The 25,792-nt window shown below is 70.4% G+C and carries 22 protein-coding genes; 10 read left to right on the forward strand and 12 right to left on the reverse strand.

What is annotated here, in order from left to right; translation table 11 throughout:
- Positions 1–31: 31 nt before the first annotated feature.
- Positions 32–1,117, reverse strand: coding sequence for a suppressor of fused domain protein (locus ACYVHU_RS08830; protein WP_498948064.1), 1,086 nt, complete (start codon positions 1,115–1,117; stop codon positions 32–34).
- Between the two features lie 179 nt (positions 1,118–1,296).
- On the opposite strand from ACYVHU_RS08830, the gene rlmN reads away from it, so the two are divergent.
- From rlmN to ACYVHU_RS08845, 3 genes are read left to right on the forward strand one after another with little or no spacing between them, the layout of a single operon-like run.
- Positions 1,297–2,394, forward strand: a complete 1,098-nt coding sequence (gene rlmN, locus ACYVHU_RS08835; RefSeq protein WP_078762795.1) for a dual-specificity RNA methyltransferase RlmN — start codon at positions 1,297–1,299, stop codon at positions 2,392–2,394.
- 32 nt (positions 2,395–2,426) lie between these two features.
- Positions 2,427–3,608, forward strand: a complete 1,182-nt coding sequence (gene solA, locus ACYVHU_RS08840; RefSeq protein WP_498948065.1) for an N-methyl-L-tryptophan oxidase family protein — start codon at positions 2,427–2,429, stop codon at positions 3,606–3,608.
- Positions 3,605–4,078 (forward strand): VTT domain-containing protein, encoded by a 474-nt coding sequence (locus tag ACYVHU_RS08845; protein ID WP_078762797.1) that lies wholly within the window; start codon positions 3,605–3,607, stop codon positions 4,076–4,078. Before solA ends, ACYVHU_RS08845 begins: the two co-directional genes overlap by 4 nt.
- A gap of 120 nt (positions 4,079–4,198) precedes the next feature.
- Here ACYVHU_RS08845 and ACYVHU_RS08850 read toward each other — a convergent pair whose 3' ends face one another.
- Both ACYVHU_RS08850 and ACYVHU_RS08855 read right to left on the reverse strand, forming a co-directional pair.
- Complete coding sequence (locus tag ACYVHU_RS08850) at positions 4,199–4,696, reverse strand: Lrp/AsnC family transcriptional regulator (RefSeq protein WP_432938916.1); 498 nt, start codon at positions 4,694–4,696, stop codon at positions 4,199–4,201.
- A gap of 111 nt (positions 4,697–4,807) precedes the next feature.
- Positions 4,808–6,418 carry a PucR family transcriptional regulator gene (locus ACYVHU_RS08855; RefSeq protein WP_078762799.1) on the reverse strand — a complete coding sequence of 537 codons (1,611 nt, stop codon included), beginning with the start codon at positions 6,416–6,418 and terminating at the stop codon, positions 4,808–4,810.
- A 208-nt stretch (positions 6,419–6,626) separates the two neighbouring features.
- Here ACYVHU_RS08855 and ACYVHU_RS08860 point away from each other — a divergent pair, with 208 nt between their 5' ends.
- Positions 6,627–7,922: an aspartate aminotransferase family protein gene (locus ACYVHU_RS08860; protein ID WP_078762800.1), complete on the forward strand. Its 1,296-nt coding sequence runs from the start codon at positions 6,627–6,629 to the stop codon at positions 7,920–7,922.
- Positions 7,923–7,985: 63 nt separating this feature from the next.
- Positions 7,986–9,485, forward strand: a complete 1,500-nt coding sequence (locus ACYVHU_RS08865) for a CoA-acylating methylmalonate-semialdehyde dehydrogenase (RefSeq protein WP_078762801.1) — start codon at positions 7,986–7,988, stop codon at positions 9,483–9,485.
- 243 nt (positions 9,486–9,728) lie between these two features.
- Here the strand turns inward: ACYVHU_RS08865 and ACYVHU_RS08870 are convergent, their stop codons facing one another.
- Entirely contained in the window at positions 9,729–9,968 is a 240-nt protein-coding gene (locus ACYVHU_RS08870; RefSeq protein ID WP_078762843.1) for a hypothetical protein, read from the reverse strand.
- A 394-nt stretch (positions 9,969–10,362) separates the two neighbouring features.
- Positions 10,363–11,709 (reverse strand): 4-aminobutyrate--2-oxoglutarate transaminase, encoded by a 1,347-nt coding sequence (gabT, locus tag ACYVHU_RS08875; RefSeq protein ID WP_078762802.1) that lies wholly within the window; start codon positions 11,707–11,709, stop codon positions 10,363–10,365.
- Positions 11,710–11,915: 206 nt separating this feature from the next.
- On the opposite strand from gabT, the gene ACYVHU_RS08880 reads away from it, so the two are divergent.
- The 5 genes from ACYVHU_RS08880 to ACYVHU_RS08900 all read left to right on the forward strand — a co-directional run bounded on the left by ACYVHU_RS08880 (position 11,916) and on the right by ACYVHU_RS08900 (position 16,887).
- On the forward strand, positions 11,916–13,376 hold the full coding sequence (locus ACYVHU_RS08880) for a PucR family transcriptional regulator (RefSeq protein WP_078762803.1): 1,461 nt from the start codon (positions 11,916–11,918) through the stop codon (positions 13,374–13,376).
- Between the two features lie 576 nt (positions 13,377–13,952).
- Positions 13,953–14,552, forward strand: coding sequence for a roadblock/LC7 domain-containing protein (locus ACYVHU_RS08885; RefSeq protein WP_078762804.1), 600 nt, complete (start codon positions 13,953–13,955; stop codon positions 14,550–14,552).
- A 110-nt stretch (positions 14,553–14,662) separates the two neighbouring features.
- Entirely contained in the window at positions 14,663–15,034 is a 372-nt protein-coding gene (locus ACYVHU_RS08890) for a hypothetical protein (RefSeq protein ID WP_498948069.1), read from the forward strand.
- Positions 15,035–15,193: 159 nt separating this feature from the next.
- Entirely contained in the window at positions 15,194–16,075 is an 882-nt protein-coding gene (locus tag ACYVHU_RS08895; RefSeq protein WP_498948071.1) for an Fpg/Nei family DNA glycosylase, read from the forward strand.
- 158 nt (positions 16,076–16,233) lie between these two features.
- A complete protein-coding gene (locus ACYVHU_RS08900; RefSeq protein ID WP_498948073.1) occupies positions 16,234–16,887 on the forward strand; it encodes a YceI family protein in 654 nt (217 codons plus the stop codon).
- A gap of 10 nt (positions 16,888–16,897) precedes the next feature.
- On the opposite strand, the gene ACYVHU_RS08905 is transcribed toward ACYVHU_RS08900, so the two are convergent.
- From ACYVHU_RS08905 to ACYVHU_RS08935, 7 genes are all read right to left on the reverse strand, one after another.
- Positions 16,898–17,428 carry a phospholipase gene (locus ACYVHU_RS08905; RefSeq protein ID WP_498948074.1) on the reverse strand — a complete coding sequence of 177 codons (531 nt, stop codon included), beginning with the start codon at positions 17,426–17,428 and terminating at the stop codon, positions 16,898–16,900.
- Positions 17,429–17,518: 90 nt separating this feature from the next.
- On the reverse strand, positions 17,519–18,469 hold the full coding sequence (locus ACYVHU_RS08910; RefSeq protein ID WP_078762809.1) for a DUF72 domain-containing protein: 951 nt from the start codon (positions 18,467–18,469) through the stop codon (positions 17,519–17,521).
- A gap of 27 nt (positions 18,470–18,496) precedes the next feature.
- Complete coding sequence (locus ACYVHU_RS08915; RefSeq protein WP_235001058.1) at positions 18,497–20,320, reverse strand: glycoside hydrolase family 15 protein; 1,824 nt, start codon at positions 20,318–20,320, stop codon at positions 18,497–18,499.
- Positions 20,321–20,533: 213 nt separating this feature from the next.
- Positions 20,534–20,983 (reverse strand): hypothetical protein, encoded by a 450-nt coding sequence (locus tag ACYVHU_RS08920; protein WP_078762810.1) that lies wholly within the window; start codon positions 20,981–20,983, stop codon positions 20,534–20,536.
- Between the two features lie 147 nt (positions 20,984–21,130).
- Positions 21,131–22,330 (reverse strand): MFS transporter, encoded by a 1,200-nt coding sequence (locus tag ACYVHU_RS08925; protein WP_078762811.1) that lies wholly within the window; start codon positions 22,328–22,330, stop codon positions 21,131–21,133.
- A 1,367-nt stretch (positions 22,331–23,697) separates the two neighbouring features.
- On the reverse strand, positions 23,698–24,435 hold the full coding sequence (locus ACYVHU_RS08930) for a hypothetical protein (protein ID WP_078762845.1): 738 nt from the start codon (positions 24,433–24,435) through the stop codon (positions 23,698–23,700).
- Between the two features lie 72 nt (positions 24,436–24,507).
- Positions 24,508–24,900, reverse strand: coding sequence for a spore germination protein GerW family protein (locus tag ACYVHU_RS08935; protein ID WP_078762812.1), 393 nt, complete (start codon positions 24,898–24,900; stop codon positions 24,508–24,510).
- Positions 24,901–25,792 lie beyond the last annotated feature (892 nt).

Genomic DNA, 25,792 nt, shown 5'->3' on the forward strand with positions numbered 1-25,792 from the left:
CGGAGAGGGAAAGCCGTCGTGGGGGAAAGGCTCAGCCCAGGACCCAGCTCCGCCCCTCGGCCGCGAGCTTGGCGATGAGGGTGGCGGCGTCGTGCTCCTTGGCGAACAGATGCTCGGGGCGGGTGATCGGCACCACCCACAGCCACCGGACCGGATCACCGTGGAAGCGCAGTCCCGAGGTGTCGGGGGGCGGCGCCCAGCTCGGACCGGCCAGCACCGAGGGATCGGACACGAGCAGCACCGCGGTGAAGTCGCCGCGCAGCGGTGGCTCCTCCGGATCCACCAGCCACTTCACGGTGTGCCCCGGACCGAACCAGGTGACCGCGCGCCAGGGGAAGGTCCCCAACCACCGGAAGATCCGGGCCGCCACGTGCGCCGGCAGGGTGGTGGCCAAGGCCAGCTCGATGCGGGCGTGCTGCGAGGTGTCGGCCATGTAGCGGTCGAGGGTGGGCATCCGTTGGCCGCACATGCCCACCGTGCTGAGCACGGTGTAGGGCCGATCGGGGGTCGTCGGCCGCTCCGACACCCGTATCAGCGGCGGATGGCCGTCGGAGACGTCCCAGTAGTGCCCGGCCGGCCCCACCGTCCTGGTCAGATGGGTGAACACGTTGCGCTGCACGGTGCGCCAGGCATTGGGAGAGGAGCGCCACTCCCAGTAGGCCTCGGCGTGTACCACGCGCGGCCACAGCTGGGCGGCGACGTCGTCCAGCGCCCAGGCGTAGGCGCTGTGCCCGACCGCCTCACGGGCGAACCCGGGCAGCCCCCGGTCGGCCTCGGCCCAGCCGGGGATGATCGCCAGCAGCCCGTCGCCGTCGAACAACGCGACCCCGTCCCCCTCCTCGAACCACACGACGCGCAGGCTCTCCGGAGCCAGGCGGGGACGCCCCTGCGGATGTTTGGTGTGCCGCGCCGGCATCAGCGGCGCCTGGCCGGGGAACAGCCCCACGGGCTCGTTCTCGTCGGGGGCCGGTTCGTGGTTGGCCAGCCACACGGGGACGCGGACCTCACCGCGCGGGTCGAGGAGGTAGGCGGCGCTGGTGCGCGCGTCCTCCTCGACGACGACTCTGCGGCTGCGGTAGGGGCTGACCTGGTCGAGGAGGACGCGGACTTCGGACACCGAACCTCCTCGTCGTTCACCGCCGTCGCACGACGCCACCCGAGCGGCGCATAGTATGGACATCGTGCCCGTTCCGGCGGCACCGCAGCGTAACCGCGATCACGCCGTATCCGGCCCTAAACTACCGCGAACCGCCGCTTCGCCGCCGCCCTTCGTCTCTCCGCGATCTGGATCCACTCATGCCTGCCGAGCTCACCTTCGTCGCACCGCGCCGGGCCAAGCCGCCCCGGCACCTCGCCGATCTCACCCCCGACGAGCGCAGCGCCGTGGTCGCCGAGCTCGGGGAGAAGCCCTTCCGCGCCAAACAGCTCGCCAAGCACTACTTCGGGCACCTCGAGTCCGACACCGCGCGGATGACGGATCTGCCCGCCTCGTCGCGCGAGCGCCTGGGCGAGGCGCTGTTGCCGCAGCTGCTCACCCCGGTGCGCCACGTCACCTGTGACAACGGCATGACCCGCAAGACCCTCTGGCGGGCCTTCGACGGCGTGTTGTTCGAGTCGGTGCTCATGCGCTACCCCGACCGCGTCACGCTGTGCGTGTCCTCCCAGGCCGGCTGCGGCATGAACTGTCCGTTCTGCGCCACCGGCCAGAACGGTCTCACCCGTAACCTGTCGACCGGAGAGATCGTCGACCAGATCGTCTCCGTCGCCCGCGACCTGGCCCGTGGCGAGGTGTCGGGCGGTCCGGGACGCATCAGCAACATCGTGTTCATGGGCATGGGCGAGCCCCTGGCCAACTACAAGCGGGTGCTCGACGCGGTCCGGCGCATCACCGACCCGGTACCCGGGGGGCTGGGCATCTCCCAACGGGGCGTCACCGTCTCGACGGTGGGGCTGGTCCCGGCGATCGAGAAACTGATCGCCGAGCGTCTCCAGGTCCGGCTCGCGGTCTCCCTGCACGCCCCCGACGACGAGCTGCGCGACGAGCTCGTCCCGGTCAACAACCGGTGGAAGGTCGCCGAGGTCCTCGACGCGGCGTGGCGCTACGCCGCGACGACCGGCCGCCGCGTCTCCATCGAGTACGCCCTGATCCGCGACATCAACGACCAGGCCTGGCGCGCCGACCTGCTCGGTCGCCTCCTGGCGGGGAACCTGGTCCACGTCAACCTGATCCCGCTCAACCCCACCCCCGGCTCCAAGTGGACCGCCTCGCGACCCGAGGACGAGCGCGAGTTCGTCCGCCGGCTCCAGGCCCACGGCGTCCCCGTCACCGTCCGCGACACCCGGGGACAGGAGATCGACGGCGCCTGCGGACAGCTCGCCGCGGCCGAGAACTGACCTTCCCCGTCCCCGCCCAGGAGCAGCAGGCCATGTCGCAGACCGCCGATGTCGTCGTCGTCGGTCTGGGCGCCATGGGCGCCCAGACCCTGTGGAGACTCGCCCGCCGGGGCGTCGACGTTCTCGGTGTCGAGCGTTTCGAACCCGGTCACGCCCACGGATCCAGCCACGGCGAGTCCCGGATCATCCGCACCGCCTACCTGGAGGGGGCCGACTACGTACCGCTCGCCCTGGGCGCCTGGGAGGCGTGGGCGGAACTGTCGGCCGAGACCGGAGCCGAACTGGTGACCCGGTGCGGCGGGCTGGTGCTGGGACGCGCGCACGACCCCTCCGTGGCCGGGACACTGGCCTCGGCCCGGGCGCGCGGTCTGCGCCACGAACGCCTGGACGCGGCCGAGCTGTCCCGCCGCTTCCCCCGCCATCTACTGGAGGCCGACCAGGTCGGGGTGTTCGAGGAGGCGGCGGGGGTCGTACGCCCCGAGGCGGCCATCCGGGCCGCGGTCGACGCCGCGCGGGCCGCGGGCGCGCGGGTGCGCACGGGCTGCGCCGTCACCCGCATCGTCCCCGACCCCGACCGGTCCCGGGTCGTCGTCGGCGACACCGAGATCCGGGCCCGGCACGTGGTCGTCACCGCGGGGGCGTGGACGTCCCGGCTCCTGCCCGACCTCGCCGCCCCGTTGCACGTCGAGCGGCGCGTGCTGGCCTGGTTCCCGGTGGACGACCCCGCGGCGTTCACCCCTGACCGCTTCCCGGTGTTCATCCGGGACGAGCCCGACGGTACGACCTGGTACGGCTTCCCCAGCCTCGACGGCGCGACCGTCAAGATCGCCGTCCACGCCGACGCCGCGGCCGGGCCGGGCGCGCAGCGCGGCGAACCCGCCGACCCCGACGAAGGGCCCCGACGTCCCGACGCCGCCGACGCCGCCCGCATGCGGCTGCTGGCGGAGCGGATCCGGGGGCTGGGCGGCGATCCCGTCCGGATGTCGGCGTGCATGTACACGATGACCCCCGACGAACACTTCGTCATCGGCTCCCGGCCCCACCTACCCGGCCTGACGGTGGCGGCGGGCTTCTCCGGGCACGGCTACAAGTTCGCCTCGATCATCGGCGTGGCCCTGGCCGACCTCGCCGAGACGGGCCGCACCTCGCTGCCGATCGGCCTGTTCGATCCGGCTCGCCCGGCGGTGGCGGGGAGCCTCGGCGCGGCCGGGTGACCGAGAGCGCGCTGGCCTTCCTCTTCGGACTGCTCTCGGCGCTGATCCCGGTCCTCAACGTCGAGGTCTACCTGGTGGGCGCCGCCGCGTTGCTCGGCGACGGCGCGCTCTCGGCCATGGCGGTGGCGGCCGGTGCCGGCCAGACGCTCGGCAAGATCGCCTACTACTACCTGGGCCGCGGCGCGCTCGACCTCGCCTGGCTGCGACGCAGGGGCGAGAAGAAGATCGGCACGTGGAGCCGGCGCCTGCAGCGCTGGCAGGAGAAGGCGGAGGGACGGCCGGTATGGACCGCGGCGCTGGTGGCGGTCAGCTCCTTCTCCAGCATCCCGCCGTTCATGGTGGTCTCGGTGTTCGCCGGTATGGCGCGGATGCCGGTGTGGGCGTTTGCGACCGTGACGATGGCGACCCGGACCGCGCGTTTCCTGATTCTGGTCCACGCGCCGGGGGCGGCGTCGGCCCTGCTGCGGTGAAGGGCGGGCGACGGCGGTCACGCCACTCGGGGGCGAAGCGCGACCGCCATCGCGTGAAAGAGGACGTCTGGACCGCCGAAGGGGTTTACCGGCGCTTTGCCGGAGGCTGACGCGGTCCGGTCAGCGCGTGCCCCAGGCATAGGTCTGTTTGCGCAGCTTCAGATAGAGGAAACTCTCCGTGGCGGTCACGGTGGGGATCGCCCGGACACGGTTGAGGATCTCCAGCAGCCGTTCGTCGTCCTCGGCCACGACCTCCACCAGCAGGTCGAAGGAGCCCGCGGTGATGACCACGTAGTCGACCCCGTCCAGGTCGCAGACCTCGTCGGCCACCCTGTCGAGGTCACCGTTGCAGCGGACGCCGATCATGGCCTGACGGTTGAACCCCAGCATCATCGGGTCGGTGACCCCCACGACCTGGATCACCCCCGCCTCCAGCAGCCGTTGCACCCGCTGGCGTACCGCGGCCTCGGAGAGCCCCACCGCCTTGCCGATGGCGGCGTAGGAGCGCCGGCCGTCCTGCTGGAGCTGTTCGATGATGCGCTTGGCGGTGTCGTCGAGCCCGATCGCGCCGGCGCCGTTCCTGCGCGCCGCAGCCGGCGTGCCCGCCTGGTCCGTCACTTGTCCTCCACTGCCGCCTGCGCCGGTGCCCGTCACCAGCCCCGGTCGGTCCTCGCTGTTCGGAGCGGCAACGGATGCCAACCTACTCCACGGGTGCGCCTGTCCCCGACGTCACGATCTCAACCCGCCGCGGACCGAGTCCAGGGACAACAACGCGACGTGGAGTGACAGGCAGGTCTCCACCGAGTCCAGGTCGACGTCGAGAACCCGGGAGATCCGGCGGAGCCGCTCGTAGAAGGCGGGGCGCGACAGATGGGCGCGGGAGGCGGCCAGCGCCTTGTTGCGTCCCGCCGCCAGGTAGTGGCGCAGCATCGCGGTGAGGTCGGCGTTGTGACGGGCGTCGTAGGCCAGGAGCGGCCCGAGCTCGCGCTCGACGTAGGTCTGCAGCCGCTCGTCGTCCCGCAGGAGGTGCAGCAACCCCCGCAGGTGCAGGTCGGGAAGCCGGTAGTAGGGGCGCTCGTCGTTCTGCCGCACGGCCACGTCACCCACCTGACGCGCCTCCAGGAACGACCGGCGTACGTCGCGGATGTCCTCACTGGGCGAACCGGCCGCGATCACCACCCCCTCGCCGGTCCGCTCGCGGATGCGCCTGGCCAGCCGTTCCAGGCAGGGGTCCGCGGTCTCGTCCGTGGGCAGCGACAACAGGACGCCCACGCGCAGGTCGTCCAGTGAGCCCACCAGCGCGGGGAGCCGGAGCTCGCGGCAGGCGCGCGCGGCACCCTCGGCGGTGTCGGCCAGACGGGCCTGGGCGGCCAGACCGGTCCCGGCCTCGCGCAACCGCAGCACCAGTCCGACCAGTCCGGTCCCGGACAGCGGCACGCCCACGGCCCGGGCGCGCACCAGTGCCTCTTCGGGGTCGGAGTAGGCGCGGTCGATGATGCCGGCGATGATCGTCTGGTGCGTCTGACGCTCCAGCCCCTCCTGGTGGCGCTCCAGCAACCGTCCCAGCGCGAGCGTGGCGGCGGCGCGTTCGACCAGCACCGTCTGGAGCGGACCGGGGGAGGCCCCACAGATGAGGATGAGCCGGCCCCAGTCCTGTCCGCGCGCGCCGACCATCGTGACCAGCCAGCCCGTGGCGGGGTCGTGCACGGTGCGGGCGGAGGAGACGACGCCGCGGGACCGGTTCTCCCACGCGGTCAGCAGGATTCCGGGGTCCTCTCCGTTGAGGTCGCAGGCCAGCATCTGGTGGTTGAGGTTCTCCAGCACCACCGGGCAACCCGAGGACTGCGCCACCTCGGCGAGGACCTGTTCGGGCCGGGCCCCCTCGACCGACAGCTCGGTGAACACCGCGTGCAGCCGTTCGGATTCGCGCAGCTCCTCCAGTTGCTCGTTGACGACCCGGCTGTGCACCGCCTCGGTGATCTCGACGAACCGGGCCTCGCGGTCCAGGGAGACGACCGGGACACCGACGTCCCGGGCGGCCTCCAGCAGGGCCCCGGGAAGGACCGAGTGGTACTTGCGACCGAGTTCGACGGCGATGCCGCTCACCCCGACGGCCGCGAGGTCGGTGACGTAGCGGCGTAGCGCGGCGGGGTCGTCGGGCATCGCGATCCCGGTGGTCAAGACGAGCTCCCCGCCACGGAGCAGGTGGGCCAGGTCGGTGACCTCGGCGATGTGGACCCAGCGCACGGTGCGGTCGAGGTGCTCGGCACCCACGACGACCCTGGGGCGCGCGCGCTGGAGCGGTGGCAGGCGGAGCACGTCGGCCAGGGTGGGCAACACGTCGTCAGTGTAGTGGCGGCATGTCAGGCGGAAGGGGCCTCCTCCTTACAGGTTGCAAAGGCCGGGGTGGGCGCTGGGCGCCCACGGCGGCGGAATCGGGCGACGACGACGCGGATTCCAAGCCGGATTGACAGTCTGTCAACTCGCCGGAGCCGAAACCGACACCCCGCACCTGGCGAAGGCCGGCGACAGCGGTGAGACTTGGGTCATGTCGGATCTGCTCGCACGTCACCGCGCGGTCATGCCCTCATGGCTGGCCCTCTACTACGACAACCCCATCGAGATCGTCACCGGCAAGGGGAACCGGGTCACCGACGCCGACGGTGTCACCTACCTCGACTTCTTCGCCGGCATCGTCACCAACATGCTCGGCTACGACGTCGCCGAGGTGCGTGAGGCGGTGGAGCGCCAGCTCGCCCGAGGTGTCGCGCACACCTCCACGCTCTACCTCCTGCGCGGCCAGGTCGAGCTGGCCGAGAAGATCGCCCGGCTGTCGGGCATCCCCGACGCCAAGGTCTTCTTCACCAACTCCGGTACCGAGGCCAACGAGACGGCACTGCTGTTGGCGACCTGCGCGCGCGGTTCCGACCAGGTCCTGGCCATGCGCAACAGCTACCACGGTCGCTCCTACGGGACGATCGCGGTCACCGGCAACCGCGGCTGGAAGAACTCCTCGCTGTCCCCGCTCAACGTCCACTACCTGCACGGCACCGACCGCGACCATCCGGCCTTCCGCGGGATGGGCGACGAGGAGTACGTCGAGGTGTGCGTGGCCGACCTGCGGGACGTCCTCGCCACCGCGACCGCCCCCGACGTCGCCTGTCTGATCGCCGAGCCGGTGCAGGGGGTGGGCGGGTTCGCCATGGCCCCCGAAGGGCTGTTCGCCGCCTACAAGGAGGTCCTGGACGAGCACGGGATCCTGTTCGTCTCCGACGAGGTGCAGACCGGTTGGGGGCGTACCGGATCGCACTTCTGGGGGATCGGCGCCCACGGCGTCGTTCCCGACGCGATGACGTTCGCCAAGGGGCTGGGGAACGGGTTCGCGATCGGCGGGGTGGTCGCCCGCGGCGACCTCATGGACGGACTGCCCGCCAATGGGGTCGCGACCTTCGGCGGCAACCCCGTCTCCACCGCCGCGGCCAACGCGACCCTGGACTACCTGCTCGACCACGACCTGCAGGCCAACGCCGCGCGCCTGGGGCCGGTACTGCTGGACGGGCTGCGGCCGCTCGCCGCCTCGCTCGCCACGGTCGGCGCGGTGCGCGGTCGCGGCCTGATGTTCGCGGTGGACATGGTCGAGCCCGACAGCGGCGAACCCAGCCCGCGCCTGGCCGCCGCGGTCCTGGAGGAGACCCGCCGGCGTGGCCTGCTCATCGGCAAGGGGGGCCTGCACGGCCACACCCTGCGCATGGCTCCCCCGATGACGCTCAGTGAGGAGGAGGCCCGCGAGGGGCGGGACATCCTGGTCGAGGCCATCACCGCGGTCGACGCCGCCGCCCGCTGACCCCCACCGCCCGGCCCGAACGCCGCGGGCCGGGCACCCCACCGAGAAACGGAGAAGGATCCCTTGAGCAAGCACGTCACGCACTGGATCGGCGGCCGGTCCCACACCGGACCCGCCCGTCGTCGCGGTGACATCTATGATCCGGCGACCGGCGCCGTCACGGGCACCGTCGACCTCGCCGGCGGGGCCGAGGTCGACGCGGCGGTCGCCGCCGCCGTCGAGGCCTTCCCGGCCTGGCGCGACGCCTCGCTGTCCCGGCGCACCTCGGTGCTGTTCCGGTTCCGGGAGCTGTTGCACGCCGGCGCCGACGAGCTCGCCCGCCTCATCAGCTCCGAGCACGGCAAGGTGGTCTCCGACGCGGCCGGCGAGATCGCTCGCGGGCTGGAGGTGGTGGAGTTCGCGTGCGGCATCCCGCACCTGCTCAAGGGGGGGTACTCGGAGAACGTCTCCACCCGGGTGGACGCCTTCTCCGTCCTGCAGCCCCTGGGCGTGGTCGCCGCGGTGTCGCCGTTCAACTTCCCGGCGATGGTGCCGATGTGGACCTTCCCGGTCGCGATCGCGTGCGGCAACACCTTCGTGCTCAAACCGAGCGAGAAGGACCCCTCCGCGGCGAACTTCCTCGCGGGTCTGTGGGCCCGTGCCGGCCTTCCCGACGGGGTGTTCAACGTCGTGCACGGCGACGGGGAGGCGGTGACGGCCCTCATGGAGCATCCGGACGTCAAGGCGGTGAGCTTCGTCGGGTCCACACCGATCGCCCGCCACGTCTATGAGACCGCGGCCCGACACGGAAAGCGTGTCCAGGCGCTCGGCGGGGCGAAGAACCACATGGTGGTCCTTCCCGACGCGGATCTCGACCTCGCGGCCGACGCGGCGGTGTCGGCGGCGTTCGGCTCGGCGGGGGAGCGGTGCATGGCGATCTCCGCGATCGTCGCGGTCGAGCCGGTCGCCGACGCGCTGGTGGAGCGCGTCCGGGAACGCGCGGCCCGGCTGAGGGTCGGCCCCGGGCACGACGAGCGCAGTCAGATGGGGCCGCTGGTGACCGGAGCGCACCGTGACAAGGTCGCCTCCTACCTGGAGTCCGGCGTGCGCGAGGGGGCGACACTGGCTCTCGACGGCCGCGTGCACCCGGTGGTCGGGGGGAGCCCCGAGGGGTTCTGGCTGGGACCGTCGCTGCTGGACCATGTCACGCCCGAGATGAGCTGCTACCGCGACGAGATCTTCGGCCCGGTGCTGTCGGTGCTGCGTGTTCCCGACTACGACGCCGCGCTGGAGCTGGTCAACGCCAGTCCCTATGGCAACGGGGCGGCGGTCTTCACCAGGGACGGTGGCGCGGCGCGGCGCTTCCACAACGAGGTCGAGGTGGGGATGGTCGGCGTCAACGTGCCGATCCCGGTGCCGATGGCCTACTACTCCTTCGGCGGGTGGAAGGAGTCGTTGTTCGGCGATTCGCACGCGCACGGTACCGAGGGAGTGCACTTCTACACCCGGACCAAGGCCGTCACCACGCGCTGGCCGGGCTCCGGACAGGGCGGGGTGAATCTGGGGTTCCCGACGAACGGCTGAGCCGTGAACGTCGGAATCGGGAAGAGTTCGCCTACTTAAGGTCCCCGGACCGCTACACGCAGTATCGTGGTGTGTGGTTCCCGCTGGGCGGTCGTGGCCGCGCGGTGGTGGGAGCGTTGTGAGCACACCGGGATGGCGCGCTCAATTCCCCTCCTCCCCCCATGGAAGCGGGCGCGCCGTGAAGAGCGCTCCGGGTCCTCATCTCCCCCTGGACCCGGAGCGCTCGCTCGCGCGGTGACGGCGCTAGTGCATCGCGAACGCGCGGGCGCGCGTGGCGTGGGCGACCGCGATTCCGGCGCACTCGTCGCATCCGTAGACGCCACTGCCGTCGGGGAGTTCTCCCAGCGGGCAGCGGGGCCGGGGCCACCTCACATGGCAGATGGCGCAGGCGTCTCCCATGAGCTGCGCGGTCGTGAGAGCGTCCGGGTCAAAGATGTATGTTTTGTCGCTTGTGTCCGCATTCGTTGTGCCGCGATCGCACATGATGCTCAGACCGCTCAACGTCCTTGCTCCCCCCGTGGTTTAGGACAGTCTGGCGGGCCAATAGTTATCGGCTCTTTATTCAACCAGATGTGTATGGAATCCGGAATGGCTCGGGCCGATTTCTGTGACGGTCAGCATGGAGATAATAACTCTACGTAGCGACAAAGCGAACATGTCCCCCGAGTTCTTTACCTTCTGCGGTGCATGTCCATAATGTCTGCTCGGATTATGGAGAGGCGCCGTGTGATGCCACGGCTACGGTGCTGGGTTTCGGGCACCCATCACGCAGCGTACTCCCCATCGAGCTCATCGTGCAGAAACGCCGCGGGCCCGTGTCCCCACCAGGGGACACGGGCCCGCGGAACGACCGTCGCGAAGACCTACGGGGCGGCGGCTACAGCCGGGCGAAGGCCTCGGCCAGAATGTCCAGCCCCTCGTTGAGCAGGTCGTCGCCGATCACCAGCGGCGGCAGCATCCGGATGACGTTGCCGTAGGTGCCGGCGGTCAGCAGCACGAGGCCCTGGGAGTGGCAGTAACGGACGATCTCGGCGAGCGCCGCGGTGTTGGGGGTCTTGTCGCCGGCCCCCGCCACCAGCTCGATCGCGATCATCGCGCCACGGCCGCGGACATCGCCGATGATGTCGTAGCGCTCGGCCAGGGCGCGCAGGCGCGACAGCATCGTCTCGCCGATGGCGCGGGCCCGCTCCACCAGCTTCTCCGACTCGATGGTCTCCAGCGCGGCGAGGGCGGCGGCGCACGCGGCCGGGTTGCCGCCGTAGGTGCCGCCCAGGCCGCCACCGTGCACCGCGTCCATCAGCTCCGCCCGCCCGGTCACCGCGGCCAGCGGGAGACCGCCGGCGATGCCCTTGGCCGTGGTGATCAGGTCCGGCACGATGCCCTCGTGGTCGCAGGCGAACATGTCACCGGTGCGGGCGAAACCGGTCTGCACCTCGTCGGCGATGAAGACGATGCCGTTCTCACGGCAGAACTCCACCAGGGCCGGCAGGAAGCCCGCGCCGGGCTCGATGAAGCCGCCCTCGCCCTGGATCGGCTCGATGAGCACCGCGGCCACGTTCTCGGCGCCGATCTGCTTGGTGATCTGCTCGATCGCCTGGGCGGCGGCCTGCGGACCGCACTCCTCGGCGCCGGTCGGCCAGCGGAACGGGTAGGCCATCGGCATCCGGTAGACCTCGCCGGCGAACGGACCGAACCCCTGCTTGTAGGGCATGTTCTTGGCGGTCAGCGCCATGGTGAGGTTGGTGCGGCCGTGGTAGGCGTGGTCGAACACGACGACGGCCTGGCGGCCCGTCGCGTTACGCGCGATCTTGACCGCGTTCTCCACGGCCTCGGCGCCGGAGTTCAGCAGGATGGAGCGCTTCTCGTGGTCGCCGGGGGTGATCCGGTTCAGCGCCTCACAGACGTCGACGTAGGCCTCGTAGGGGTTGACCATGAAGCAGGTGTGGGTGAACTTCGCGAGCTGCTCCTGGGCGCGGGCGACCACGAGCGGGTTGGCGTTGCCCACGTTGGTCACCGCGATGCCCGCGCCGAAGTCGATGAGCGCGTTGCCGTCGACGTCCTCGACGATGCCGCCGCCCGCGCGCTCCACGTAGACGGGGAGGGAGCTGCCCACGCCCTGGGCCACGGCCTTGAGGCGGCGTTCCTGCAGCGCGCGCGACTTCGGGCCAGGGATCTCGGTGACGATCCGGCGCTCCTGCGCGATCTCCGGGCCAGTGGTGGCCATAGGCCTGTCCTCCCTTATCGGTCTCGTCCAGATACGTGATACCTGGTCAACAGGGCCGACCCTATGGCCGCGCCGGTCCACTGGTTATCGCCGCGGTGGATAAGATTGGGAGTCTGACTTGGCCATTTCGGCCGAGACGATCCGAAGTACGCCCCGGCCGCCCACCGCGGGCGCGTGATCTTTGGCGACCAACGAGGAATCCAGCCGTGCCGCCCACACTCGGAACGCTTCTGCGGACCCCGCGCCTGCGTCTCAGCCTGCTCACCGGCGGCGAGCAGCTCGATCGCCAGGTGCGCTGGGTGGCGGTCAGCGAACTCACCGATCCCACCCCCTACCTGGAGGGCGGTGAGCTCGTCCTGACGACCGGCGTGCGCTGGCACGACGACCTCGGGGCCGCCCGCGACTACGTTCGCCGCCTGGTCGGCCGCGAGGTCGCGGGGCTGGGGTTCGGTAGCGGGGTCACCCATCCGGAGGTGCCCGCCGACCTCGTCGAAGCGGCCACCGAACTCGGGCTGCCCCTGATCGAGGTGCCCCGCCCCACCCCCTTCATCGCGATCGGCAAGGAGGTCTCCCGCCTCCTCGCCCGGGAACAGTACGAGGGGCTCACCCGCGCCTTCGCGGCGCAGCGGCAGCTCACCCAGGCGGCCCTGCGCGGCGCCGACGCGGTCGTGGACCGGCTCGGTGCCGAACTCGGTGGCTGGGTCCTCCTCCTCGCCCCCGACGGGGCGCTGCGGCACGCCTTCCCGGCCGGCGCGGCCCACCGGGCCGTCGAGCTCGGCCGGGAGGTGCACCGCCTGCGCGACTCCCGTTACCGCGCCGGGGCCTCGGTGTCGGCCGTGGGGGAGAGCGTCGCCCTGCAACCGCTCGGCGTCGGCGGTCGGATCCGCGGCTTCCTCGCGGTCGGCGGGGAGCGCGGGCTCGGTCCCGACGAACGCACCCTCGTCAACGCCGCGATCTCGCTGCTGTCGCTGGAACTGGCCCGCACCGAGCCGGTCCGCGGCGAGGGGATCCAGGGAGGGGTGCTGGCCGCCCTGCTCGACGGCGCGATCGCCGCGCGGGGGCCGGGAGCGGACCGGTTGCGCGCCGCGCTTCCCGCCGAACCGGTGGCGGTCGCCCTCGCCGACGCCGGAGCCGAGACCGCTCCCTTGTGGGACCCCGCGCTGGACGGTTGCCTGGTCGCCGAACTCGACGGACGTCTCACCGTCCTCGGCGCGGCGGGGGAGCGTCCGGGGGAGATCCTGTCCGGGGTGGTGGAGGGACCGGTGGGGGAGAGCGAGCCCTGCGGCTACGACAGCCTTCCCACGGCCCGTACCCAGGCGGAGCGGGCGTTGGAGGCGGCCCGTCGGGAGGGTGGTGGAGTCGTCCGCCACGGTGACCTGCCCGGCGGCCTTCTCGGGCTCCTCGACACGCCCTCGGGGGAACGCATCGCCGGTGACCTGCTGGCCCCGCTGTTGGCGCACCGTTCGGCCGGCGACCTGGTCGGGTCGTTGCGGGCCTACCTCGCCGCGTCCGGCCGTTGGGACGCCGCGGCCGACGCGCTGGGGGTCCACCGGCACACGTTGCGCTACCGGATCACCCGCATCCGTGAACTGCTCCCCGGGGACCTCGACGATCCCGACTACCGCGCCGAACTGTGGTTCGCGCTGCGCATGTTGACCGACGGGTGAGGTGCCACGCCCAGCCCGCGTGGGGGACGGTGGCACCCGGTGTCCAGACGGAGCGGGGCCGACCGCGCCACGGCGGTCTGCGCGCCCGCGCGTCCTTTGGGAGACGGGGCGGAGCCGGCCGGTTTCGCGTTCTTCCCCCGCGGTCTCCTCGCGATGCCGCGCGCAAGGACGCGCCGCGGGTCTGGGCGGGGGAGGAGACGCCTTCACGGCGTCGCGGGAAAGGGGCGGGATCCCGCGCGATCGCTTCCACCGGACGTACGGACACCACGTCGTCCAAGGGGTGTCCCGCGTGCTCCGGGCGCCGGCGGGTTCTCCGTCCGGTGTCAGGGGGGAAACAGGGAAACGGCGGGACTTTCGCCCGTTTACTTCCGTAGCGATATTTGCTAGGCCGGCGTGCCCAGGAGAGGAAACAAGATCATCTCTTGGGCGAAGAGCGCCGTAATTGTGAATTTCGATGGAAATCGCTGCGTTTCGTGGCTGAGGGGAATACGCTCACTTCCGTCCCGGAGTGGCGGCATTCACGGCGTGCCGGGTCTGTCTTGACAGGCGTGCCGTAACGACACGTGAAGGAACGCAGTGCCCGCGATCAACGAACAGATGAGGGAGTTCCTGCAGCTCCCCGGTGCGCGCAGTGTGTCTTTGGTCGATTACACGAATGACCGGGTCCTGGCCGAATTCGGTCATGGAATCCGGGGAGGTTCCGATGGGACGGACGGGGTGGCCGCCCTTGTCCGCGCGTTCGTCGCCGATCTCGACCTGGTATCCCGAGAGGACGGAAACGATCTCGAAGACGTCGTGCTCACCACTTCCGGCGGTTATCTGCTGGTCGCGGTGCTGAGCCTGCCGACGGGAACACGTTTTTGTATCCAGCTTCGTATGGACCGCGAGAGCGGCAACGTCGGCCTGGCGCTCAGAGCATTACGTCATTTCGCGGCACGGCCGCCGGCGGGCCTGGCAGAGGCGTTCTCCCCGCCGCCCGGACCGCCGCAGCGGCGTACGAGGGCCCTGCCGCGTCGTTACCGCGATCCCACGCGCAGGCTCCGGGCGGGCGGCCAACCGGTCGATTGGGAGACGCCCGACCCGGCGACGCTACGGCGTGTGCTCGGCGCGCTGCGGGAGCTGTGTTCCGCGCCCGTGGAGCCGCCGTTGCGGAGCCTGAGGACTGGAGCGGCGTGAAGAGACCACTGTTGCACCGCGTCGGACGGCTGCTGGTGAAGCGCCAGGAGGATCCCGACCACGACAACGCACCCGAGTCCGCAACACACCGATCGAGTGGAGGAGAGGCAATGCCCAACCTGGACGCGGCCCTCAAGGAGATGATGACCATCGACGGCGCCATCGGCGCCTCCGTGGTCGACTACGGCAGTGGGATGTCGCTCGGTTCGCTGAGCACCACCAACGACCTGGACCTGACGGTCGCCTCCGCGGGGAACACCGAGGTGGTGCGGGCGAAGATGCGCACGATCGATCAGCTCGGCCTCAAGGACGGCATCGAGGACATCCTCATCACCCTGAGCAGCCAGTATCACCTCATCCGGCCTCTGACCAGCCGCAAGGGGCAGGGGCTGTTCCTTTATCTGGCGTTGGACCGTGGCCGGGCGAACCTGGCGCTGGCCCGGCACCTGTTGAAGAACATCGAGGAGACGCTGGAGATGTAGCTGCTATGTCCTGGGCGGTCGGCTTTTTCGGGCCGGCCGCCCATGCAATTGCATGGGAGAAAACGCTGTCCGTTTCGGTCCTTCGCGCAGGTAGGGTGCGAGACGGCCGGGGAGCCCTCCAGGGCGCCCGTGACCGGCGGACACACAAGGAGGAACACGGTGCCCGAGGGCCACACCCTGCACCGGCTGGCGGCGCACTTCACCACGACGTTCGTGGGCACGCGGCTACGGGTCTCCAGCCCCCAAGGGCGCTTCGCCGACGGCGCGCGCCGCCTCGACGGGCGGGTGCTCACCGCCGCGGAGGCCCACGGCAAACAACTGTTCCTCGGATTCGACTCGGCCGAGTGGCTCCGCGTGCACCTGGGGCTCTACGGAGCCTGGACGTTCGGCGACGCCGCGGGGGAACGCAGCCTCGGCGCCCCGCGCGTCGCGTCAGGGAACGAACGGGAACTCCTCCACGACGCCGACGGCTTCGTCGTCCCCCCGGCGCCCGTGGGCGCGGTCCGGGTCCGCTTCGCCTCCGCATCCGGCTGGGCCGACCTACGCGGCCCCTCGGCCTGCGAAGTCCTGGGAGAAGACGAGAAAGAGGCGGTGCGCGCCCGGCTCGGCCCCGACCCCTTGCGTCGCGACGCCGACCCCGAGCGGGCCTGGGACGTCGTCCGCCGTTCGCGCACCCCGATCGCCGCGTTGCTCATGCGCCAAGACGTGATCGCCGGGATCGGCAACATCTACCGGGCGGAGTCGCTGTTTCGCGTCGGCATCGAACCGCACCGCCCAGGCCGCGAACTGTCGCGCGCCCAGTGGCAGGCGCTGTGGGACGACGTCACCGCCATGCTCGGTGACGGCGTACGAGAAGGACGGATCATCACCACCCGACCCGAGGACCGCCCCGATCCCGAGCTGCGGCCGGTCCCGCGCGAGGACGCCTTCTACGTCTCCTACCGCACCGGCCTGCCCTGCCGCATGTGCGGTACCCATGTCCGAGCCGAGGAGCTGGCCGGACGCACGCTGTACTGGTGCCCCGGCTGCCAGAAGGGGTGAAGGGCCCCGCCCCGGAGGCGGGGCCGGCGTGGCGCCCCGGACGCCGATGGGTCCGAAGCGGAAGGGGAATCCGGTGCCCCATCACTCACATATGTGGCTACGGTTACCCGAGGGACACATGATCATCGGTGACGATGGAGAAGCGGAGGGGCGCGTACATGGGCGACGACACACGACGAACGGTACGCCTACACGTCGTCGAGGAGGGTGACACGGCACCGCACACACCCGCTCTCCCCCAGGCCGACACGTGGTACGTCGACCCCGTCCACTCCACCGTGGGCTTCACCGCCGGAATGCAGGGGCTGGTGCGCGTACGCGGCCGGTTCGGCAGAGTCTCGGGGGTCGTGTGGGTCGCCGAGGACCCCGAGAAGAGCTCGGCCAGCGTCTCGGTCGAGGCGGCCAGCATCGACACCGGCATCGCCCGCAGGGACGAGCACCTGCGCTCCTCCGACTTCCTCGACGTCGACCGCTTCCCCACGATCGACTGGCGCGGTACCCACGCCGAGCCCGCCCCCACCCCCGGAACCTGGACCTTCCACGGCGAGCTCACGGTCAAGGGGATCACCGCGCCCCTGCCGCTGACCGGCTCCTTCCTCGGCGAACAGCCCTACCCCTTCGGCGACGCCACGATGATCGGCCTCACCGGGACCGCCAGACTCGACCGCTTCGACTTCGGTATCGACGCGATGCCGCCCGTCCCCGGGGCCAGGTTGTTCATCGGTCGCGACGTCGAGATCCATCTCGACGTCGCGATGATCAACAGCGACATCCGTTTCTTCACCGAGCGCTTCCTGTCGGGACGCCGCTGAACCGGGGCGGTTACCCGACCGCGTGGCGCGCGAGGTAGGACTCGGCGCGCTCGATCGCGTTCGCCCGCTCCAGGGCCTCGGCCGTGCTGACCCCCGACCCGCCGAACTCCCGCACGGCGTTGTAGTAGATGACGGCGACTCCACGGCACAGCACGTTGCCGCCGCACACCGAGTACATGTCGGTGCGGAACTGGTTGTCGATACGCAGCCGCGCCTCTTCGGTGAACCGGGACTGCTGTTTGTAATTGCGGTAGCCGAAGTCGTGGCGCTCGCAGCTGGACAGGAACTCGTACCCGAAGGGCTCGTCCGGGGACCAGCTGCACCCGTCGGAGTCCCAGACGAGCTGGTCGGCGTGCGGACGCTGGTCGCGGATCGCGTCGAACTCCGCCAGCGGCGTCGCGAAGAGGTAGGTGTCGGTGACGCCGCGCACCTGCTCGGGGGTGAGCGCGGCGTGGGCGCCTGTGGCGGTCGGCAGTGTGAGCAGGACGGCGGCCGCCGCGGTGGCGACCGCGGTGACGGCGCGGCGGATGACGAGACGCATGGGGGAGACCCTTCCGTCCGATGGGATGCGGTCTCTGAGTAATACGTCATGAGCGCACGGTGAGGGAAGGGGGAAACGGTGAACCCGCGGTCATCTTTCGACGTCTCCCCTTCCCCGAGGCGCTCCTCCCGCGTGGGGGACGATCGTCTCCGTTCCCTCGCCGAGCAACTCCGCCAGCCGCTCGGCGTTGCGCTGCGCCCAGTCACGGTTGCAGTTGTTCATCACGACGTGGACCGCCGCGGCCTCGTCGGCGAGGTGCCGTATCCGCGGCACCCACTCCGACAGCTCGGCGTCGTCGTAGCGGTAGGCGAACCGGGCGCGCTTGTCCCCGCTGTCCCAGTGCCGGGAACGGCCGTGGAACCGGACCACGGCCAGATCGGGGGAGGTGACCGCGGCCAATGGTGGGACCGAGCTCGTGTGGCCCTGCGGCATGTCCACGCACACATAGGGCAGGTCGTTGTCCACCAGGAAACGGAGCGTCTCCTCGCGGTTCTCCTCGCGCAGCCACGATGCGTGCCGGAACTCCACGCACACGCGCATCGGCGCGCACCGCTCCCGGCACTCCAGGATGTAGCGCCGGCGCTCGGCGCCGGCGGGGAACCAGGGCGGAAACTGCAACAGCACCGCTCCCAGCTTGCCGGAGCGCTGGAGCGGGGCCAGCGCGGTGCGGAAGCGGTCCCACATCTCCGTCACCAGGCCGGGGTCGGCGTCGGCGACGTAGAGGTTGCCGTTGCGGTTGGCGCTCTTGGCCGCCGCCGCCCGCAACGGGACCGGCAGCGCCGAGGGGCGGGTCGGATGGTGGGTGAACAGGGAGAACGCCTTGACGTTGAAGACGAAGTCCGGCGGAGTCCGTTCCACCCAGGCGAGTGAGGTCCGCTCGGCCGGCGGGTGGTAGTAGGTGGCGTCCACCTCGACCACGGGGAAACGCGAGGCGTAGAAGCGGAGCCGTTGCTCGGGGGTGCGGGCCTGCGGCGGGTACCAGCCCGACTCGACCAGTGAACGGTCGGTCCACGAGGCGGTGCCGATGCGTATGTGTCCCATGGCGTCGGGCTACCCGCCCGATCCCCGTCAACCCAGGGTGCGGTCCAGGTTCAGCGCGGCGCTGATCAGTCCGAGATGGGTGAACGCCTGGGGGAAGTTGCCGAGCTGGTCACCGCTCAGCCCGATCTGTTCGGAGTACAGCCCCAGGTGGTTGGCGTAGGTGAACATCTTCTCCAGGACCAGCCGCGCGTCCTCCAGGCGGCCGGCCCGGGTCAGGGCCTCGGCGTACCAGAACGAGCACAGCGAGAAGGTCCCCTCCTCGGCGTCCATTCCGTCGTCCACCGCGTCGGCGTCGTAGCGGAACACCAGGCTGTCGGTCGTCAGGTGCTCCTCGATGGCCTCCAACGTGGAGAGGAACCGCGGGTCGGTGGGGGAGGTGAACTTCACCATGGGCATCAGCAGCATCGAGGCGTCCAGGATCGGCTCTCCCAGACGCTGGGTGAACGCCTTCAGCTCCTCGTTCCACCCTTCTTCCAGGATCTGCCGGTGGACGGTGTCGCGCGCCCGGGTCCATTCGGCGATGTCGCCCGGCAGGCCGCGCCGGCGCGCCATGCGGATCATCCGCTCGATCGCCACCCAGGTCATCAACCGGGAGAAGGTGTGCCGGCCCTCCACGCCACGCTTCTCCCAGATGCCGGCGTCGGGTCGGTCCCAGTGGGTGCACAGCCAGTCCAGCGTTTCGGTGAGGTGCCGCCAGGTGTCCAGGGACAGCCCCGTGTCGTACTTGTCGAAGAGGTAGAGCGCGTCGAAGATCTCGCCGTACACGTCCAGTTGGAGCTGTTCGGAGGCGGCGTTGCCGATCCGTACCGGTGCCGATCCGCGGTAGCCGGCCAGATGGCGCAGCTCCTCCTCGGTGGGATCGCTGTCCCCGTCCACCGTGTACATCACGCGCAACGGACCGAACTCCTCGTCGGAGGGCGCGCGGAAACGGGCGCACAGCCATCCCGTGAACGCCTCGGCCTCCTCGGTGAACCCCAACTGGAGCAGCGCGTACAGCGAGAAGGCCGCGTCGCGCAGCCATACCCTGCGGTAGTCCCAATTGCGTTCGCCGCCGATCCGTTCGGGCAGCGAGGTCGTCGGCGCGGCGATGATCGCGCCGGTCGGCTCGTAGGTGAGCATCTTCAACGTCAGCGCGGAGCGCTGCACCATCTCCCGCCAGCGTCCGGTGTAGGTGCACGCGGACAGCCAGCCGCGCCAGAAGGCCGCGGTCGCGTCGAACAGTCCCTCGACGTCGGCCGGGCGATCGGGGGGCGGGTCGCGGTGGTCACCGGGTTCGAGGACCTCCAGGACGAACAGTTCCGTCTCGCCGTGCGCGATCCGGAACTCGCCGGCGGCGCCGCCGGTGTTCTCGTGCCGCAGGTCGACGCTGGTGCGCAGGCACAGTTCCAGGTCCGCGCCGAGGAACCAGATGCCACGTTCGTCGCGGCGGACGGTGTGGGCGGTGCGTCCGTAGTCCATCCGCGGATCCACGGTGACACGCATCCGCATGGAGCCGCGGACGGCGACGACCCGGCGGACCAGGAGTTGGCGGTGGTCGGGGTCGTGGGCGCGCAGCACCGGCATGAAGTCCTGCACTTCCACCACGCCGTCCACGGTGAGGAAGCGGGTCACGAGGATGTTGGACTCGGGGAAGTAGTTCTGCTGGGTGTTGGAGACCTCGCAGGTGGGGGTGATGGTCCAGTGGCCGCCCCGCTCGGGGTCCAGGAGGGAGGCGAACACGCTGGGGGAGTCGAACCGGGGGCAGCAGAACCAGTCGATGCCTCCCCGGGTGCTCACCAGCGCCGCGGTGCGCATGTCGCCGATCATTCCGTGCTCGGCGATCGGCGGATAGCTGTCGGGGTTCTCCGTCACCCTTCTCCTCCCTTACAGGGCGGGTTCCCGGGCGCGGCTACCCGCGGGAGGAGATGGATAACGACCTGACTGTTGACTGGTAGCGGAGCAGGTACTACGGTCGGCTCAACTATTAGGAAGCTTTCCTAATAGAAAGGTTCGCCGGCCCAGGACCGGATCGGAGCGGGTGGATGAGGAGCGCCCGCTCCGGTCCCCTGCCGTGCCGTGGACCCGTCACTCCAACCGGGGACAGTCGCCGGCCAGGCCGCCGTCGGCCTCGCCATTGCCGCCACCCCGGAAGTACACCTCGTTGACCCATCCCCACGCCCCGGTGTCGGACCTGGTCAACGCCCACCAGGTGTTCCAGTATCCGCTCAGGTCCTGGCGGGCTCCGCTGACCTGGCAGACGTACCAGTTGGCGCGGGGCCCGGTCTCGTTCAGCCACCCCACCGCGGTACCGCCGTGGGGCGACTCGTACACCGGGATGCGCCCATCGGGACGAGGAGACCAGTCGGGACAGCGCTCGACCGCGATGCTGCGGCCGGTGGGCAACGTCTGGTACTCACCGTCGAAGACGCAGGGCTGCTCGTCGGCCGCGGCGGCGGGAGCGGCGGTGGCCGATCCCAGGAAGAGCGCCGCGACCGGGATCGCGAGCAGGCGGGCAAGGGAAGCCTCCGTCGCCATGTGTCCTACCTCCGGTGCGGTGGGTGACGCTCCCACCCTGCCCCTCCCCGACCGGGAAGAGAAGCACCCGAGGCCGTCCCACCCTGGCTGGACTTCCAGGTCATGTCCGACCCGGACGGTCACCGGCCACGGTGATCGGCCCGGCGCTCAGTCCCCCGGGGTGCGCGCCGCCGCGCCCGCGGCCAGCGCGAGCACCGCACAGGTGAACCACAACGCCCCGCCCACGCCCGTCGCCGTCGCCACCAGGCTCGCCCCCGCCGGCATGGCCACCTGACCCACCCGGTTGCTCATCAAGCGCAACGCCAACGCGGTGCTCCGCGCCGACGCGGGGACCGCCCGCACCACCGTGGTCATCGTCAACGGTTGCCCCAGCCCCAACAGGAAACCGCCGACCCCCAGCGCGACCGCCATGACGGCCGGTCCCGACAACGGCAGCGGCACCACCGCCAACGCGACCGCCGCGCCCGCGGCGCTCACCACGATCAGGGCACGACGGCTCCAGCGCCTCAACAGGACGGGCAGGAGCAGCCGGGAGGCGATCGACGCGGCCGCGCGCAGGCTCAACAGGGCACCGGCGACCGTCGGGGCGATGCCGTTCTGCTCCGCGATCAGCGGCAGGTAGGCGGTCAGGATGTCCACGGCGGCCAACAGCGCCAGGCTCACGAACAACCCCGTCGGGATCCCCGGGCTGCGCAGCAACCCGGTCAGCGGCAGCCGTGGCCCGCGCTCCGGCGTGGGGGGAACCCGGCCGCCTCCGCCGCGGGCCACGCCCAGCAACCCCGGCAACGCCAGCAAGGCGACGACCACCGCCACCAGCAACGCCATACGGGTCGGCTCGCGCAACGCGGCCCCCGACGCCTCCCCCAGCAGGGCACCGGCCAGCGCCGGGCCGGCCATCTGTCCCACCGACACCGCGGCGGTGAACCAGCCGAAGTTGCGGTCCAGCCCGTCCTCGGGGGACAACCGGGCCACCAGTCCCTGGCCGGCGATCATGAACACCAGGTGCCCCAGTCCCAGCACCGTCCCGCCCAGCGCGAGCGTCCACAACGACGTCGACAGGGCCATGAGCACCGGAGCGGCGGCCAGCAGGAGCGTTCCCGCGACGATCACCAAGGGGGAACGGGGATAGCGATCGGTGAAACGCCCCAACGGGACGGCCGAAACGACGGAGACCAGCGCGTAGGCCGCGGTGATCAGGCCGATGGCCAGTTCGTCGGCGCCAAAGGAGATGGCCCGGTAGGACAGCAGGGGCCGGGCGAGGTTCAGAGCGGTCTGGGTGAGGACCACCGAACCCAGCAGCCACACCAGCCACCGTCCGTTGCCCGCGACGTCTTTCTCGGAGGTCATGGGGTCACCACGCCGAGGACACGCGCGGGGGAGTGAGGACCGTCAGCAGGCCCGCGCGTTTTGAACCCGGCCACCTTCTCGCGATTTCGCCGCCCCACAACACGCCTTCCGAACACGTCGATCGAGGACCGTTCGTGGGGCCGGAGACGCAAAGGGGCGAACCGGCCGGGAACGGCCACGCGGTTCCATACCGCCCAGGCGCACGGTATACCCAGGGACACAGACGTACGCACTCGGCATCGGGTCATCGGACCGAGAAAGCCGAAAAGGCACCGTAGAGAAGGCGGCGGGCCTGTCCCAGCCCGACCGTGGTCGGACGGGACGACGCCCCTCCCGGTCATCTCAGCCCTCCTGGGCCGCCCAGACGTCGGACCGGCCCATGACCCCTGGACCCCCGGCTCACCGTCTCGTCCGTGCCGGCCGCCGCGCGCCCTGCCCCTCAGCGAGGAAGGAGGCGGACGGGCCCGGTGGTGGGCCATGAAAGGCGGGATGGGCCGGGCGCGGACGATGTTCGTCGCGGCCCCTTTGGGAGCGGCGTCACGGTGACCGGGCCGCCCGGTGCCTCGGTGGAGCCCCTGACGATACCTGTCGTCCCCCATGCCGCACCGTCAGCCCCGTAGGCGTCGGTGGAGAAGGCGAGTTCTCCCGGGCTTCCAGGGCCACCGGCCGCCACGTCCCCCAGACGGTCCTTCGAGGTCACCGTCGATGGGCGTGGCGGGGCCGTGGTGTCGTCTCCAGATGGCAGCGCGTCGGCCAGCCGCTCCGTCCCGCCCAGCGCCCGACGGTGGCCCTCTGCGGCGGGGTACCCGCGCCCCTGCGGCCCGCGCTCGCACCCGCTGGGGTGGAGCTCCCCCGAGCCGAGGCCCGTCCCCGCTCGCCGGCCGACGGCGTGGCACGGGATCCCGCGGGACAGCACGCAAGAGGGCCGCGGTGATCGGCCGTGGAGCGGCCGGATCGGTCGAACAGAGACCGCCGGGAGAACCGCGGATCTCGGCCGGCGGGAACGGCCGGTGGGACGTCGATCTGTGGGGGAACGGCCGGCGTGTCCGACGACAGGGACGCCACTCCCATTGACACAAGGTCGCGACGGGCTTTCAGGATCGGAGCAACCCCGTCTGTTCTTCCGGGGTCCCTCCAGAACGAGGACGGCGGAGGAACATCAACCTTGAAAACCCGCGAAAAGAACTCTTCTCCCATGAAGCGGGATACCGCCTGAAATGGGCCTGGTGGGCGGTGTGACCTGGGCGAAGGCGGGCTCTCGGGCGGAATGGGCCAGGCCCGCCCCCGAAAAGGGAACGGGCCCGAATCCCGCGAGGTGTTCCGCGGCTTCGCGCCGCAGCCCGCGAACGGCCGGAAACGCGATCCGTTCAGGGCTTGAGACTCGGCGGAATGATCCCCTCGCGAATGGAGCGCAGGATCTCGTCGGAGGTCGCGCTGTAGGAGGTGGCCCGGCGCACCTCCGAACGAACCGCGGAGACCACGGCCTCGCTCTGCAGGATCCCCGCCAACGACGGCGGTGCCAAGGCCTCACGCCCCTTGCGGGCCACGTCGACCAGCCCCCGCTCGAACACGTCCTTGGTCAGGTAGAACAGCCCGTGGACCTTGTCCGCCACGTCGCCCTCGGAGAGCAGGTCCACCTGGACGATCAACCGCGGAGACACGTCGGCGCCCGGCAGGTGGTAGGAACGCCATTCGCGCCCGTTGGTGAACAGCAGCCACTCGGCGCCCTGCTCCTCCGCGTGCGTCCGCGCCTGGCGCAGGCTGCGGACGTCCAATTCCTGACCGCACCGCTTGATCTCCAGGAACGCGACGATCCGGTCGCCGATGCGCACGCCGTAGTCGACGGACTCGCCCTTGGTCTGGTACTCGGTGGTCAGGTCGTTGTACTTGTCATAACCGAGCGCCTCACCGAGGAAGTCGGTGGCCAGGATCCTCGTGTCTCCCTCGTTGGCATCCCGGTCCACCAGGTCGGTCAACGGTCCGGCGAACCGCGCCACGGCCCCGTGCAGGCGTTCACGGACGGAGACCTCCCATGACTCGCCTGGGAAGGCGAACTCGCCGGTTCTCGTCAGGACCTGGGTCGCGTTGGAGTCCTTCGGTTCCATCTCGTGCACGCTGGGCCGCCTGTTCCATCGGGGGGAAATCCGCTTCGAGCGGGAATGATAATGGTCGGCAGCTCAGCGTCTCAGGACGGTGCGTACGATCTGGATGGCGGTCAGACAGGCGATCGCGGCGAGCGGAAGAAGCAGGTTCTTCAGTGGATCGCGGATCGGCGTGTAATGGGCGTCGCCGTCCTTGACCGTGATGTAGCCGACGGGAATCGCGTGAACGCTTCCGGCGCCTTGGCCGCTCGACGGCTCAGAGGAGGCGCATGTGTTCCTCCCCCCGACCGTGGCGAGACTGACCCGGCAGACCGGGATCACCGTCACGGAGTCGCGCTCCACGGGGGGCCCGTAGACCAGGGAGGCGTCAGCGCCGATCCCGGCCGCGTCCGCCACGGCATCGATGGGGGCGGAGAGCAGGCGCTCTCCCCCCGGCGCCGCTGAGGGGCGGTCCGTCGGATCGCTCATCACCCGGCTCCTCTCTTCTCTCCAGGGAGTCCAACGCTATAGGCGTGGGAGACGAAAGCCCATGCCGCTCCGGCGCCTGGCCGGCATGCGCCATCCGGGGCGGCGGGATCCGTGTCTCCTGGCATGAGCACGGGAGAAGGTGGGGTAGTGTTCTCCGAGTCGCCCTGGTGCGGCCCTCGAGGCCGGCCACGAGGCGATCGACCTCCTCATGATCACTCCGGTCACGGCATCCGTCCGGGTCGGGTAGAGTGGGGAGGCCGAGGATCTGGAGAAGCGGACATCCGCTCTGGATGGCCGTCCGGGTCCGTCTTCACGGGACGTCCGCTCACCCAGGTGAGTGTCCCCTTCCTTCGCATCAGATGCCGACGGTGTCGTCGTTGCCGGTTATCCGGACGACCTCGGCCCCGTTGAATTCCGACGTCGAAAGGGAGTTCTTTTCGGGGTTGTCGGGTTCGGAATCGCCGGTTTGGCGGGGTCGGAACGCCCTGATAAAGTGAAGACACAACGGAACGCGGGACCCGGACACACTCCGGAAAACGCGAACCGATTCCCGGTTTCATCAGGGAAACCCGGAAAGCGCCGATTCGACGCCGGACGGAACACCTGATAAAGTGGGAACACAACAAAGCGGAAGCGCCGCCTCTGCGGAAGAGCGTCGGACGAGGGTTCGGGCTTGTAGGCGAGGATGCGGTTGTTTTTTGAGAACTCAACAGCGCGTGTTCGATTTTCTTTAAGCCAAGTTTGTTTTGGCCCCGTCCACTACGTTGGTGGTGGGTAGGGTTCCTTTGATTACTCCATGATTGTTGGAGTGGTCAGGGTTCACCTCTTCCAGGTTTGCCGGTGACCGTGTGTTGCCGGTGGTTAGACCTTGATGGAGAGTTTGATCCTGGCT

It is taken from the genome of Marinactinospora endophytica (assembly GCF_054780875.1).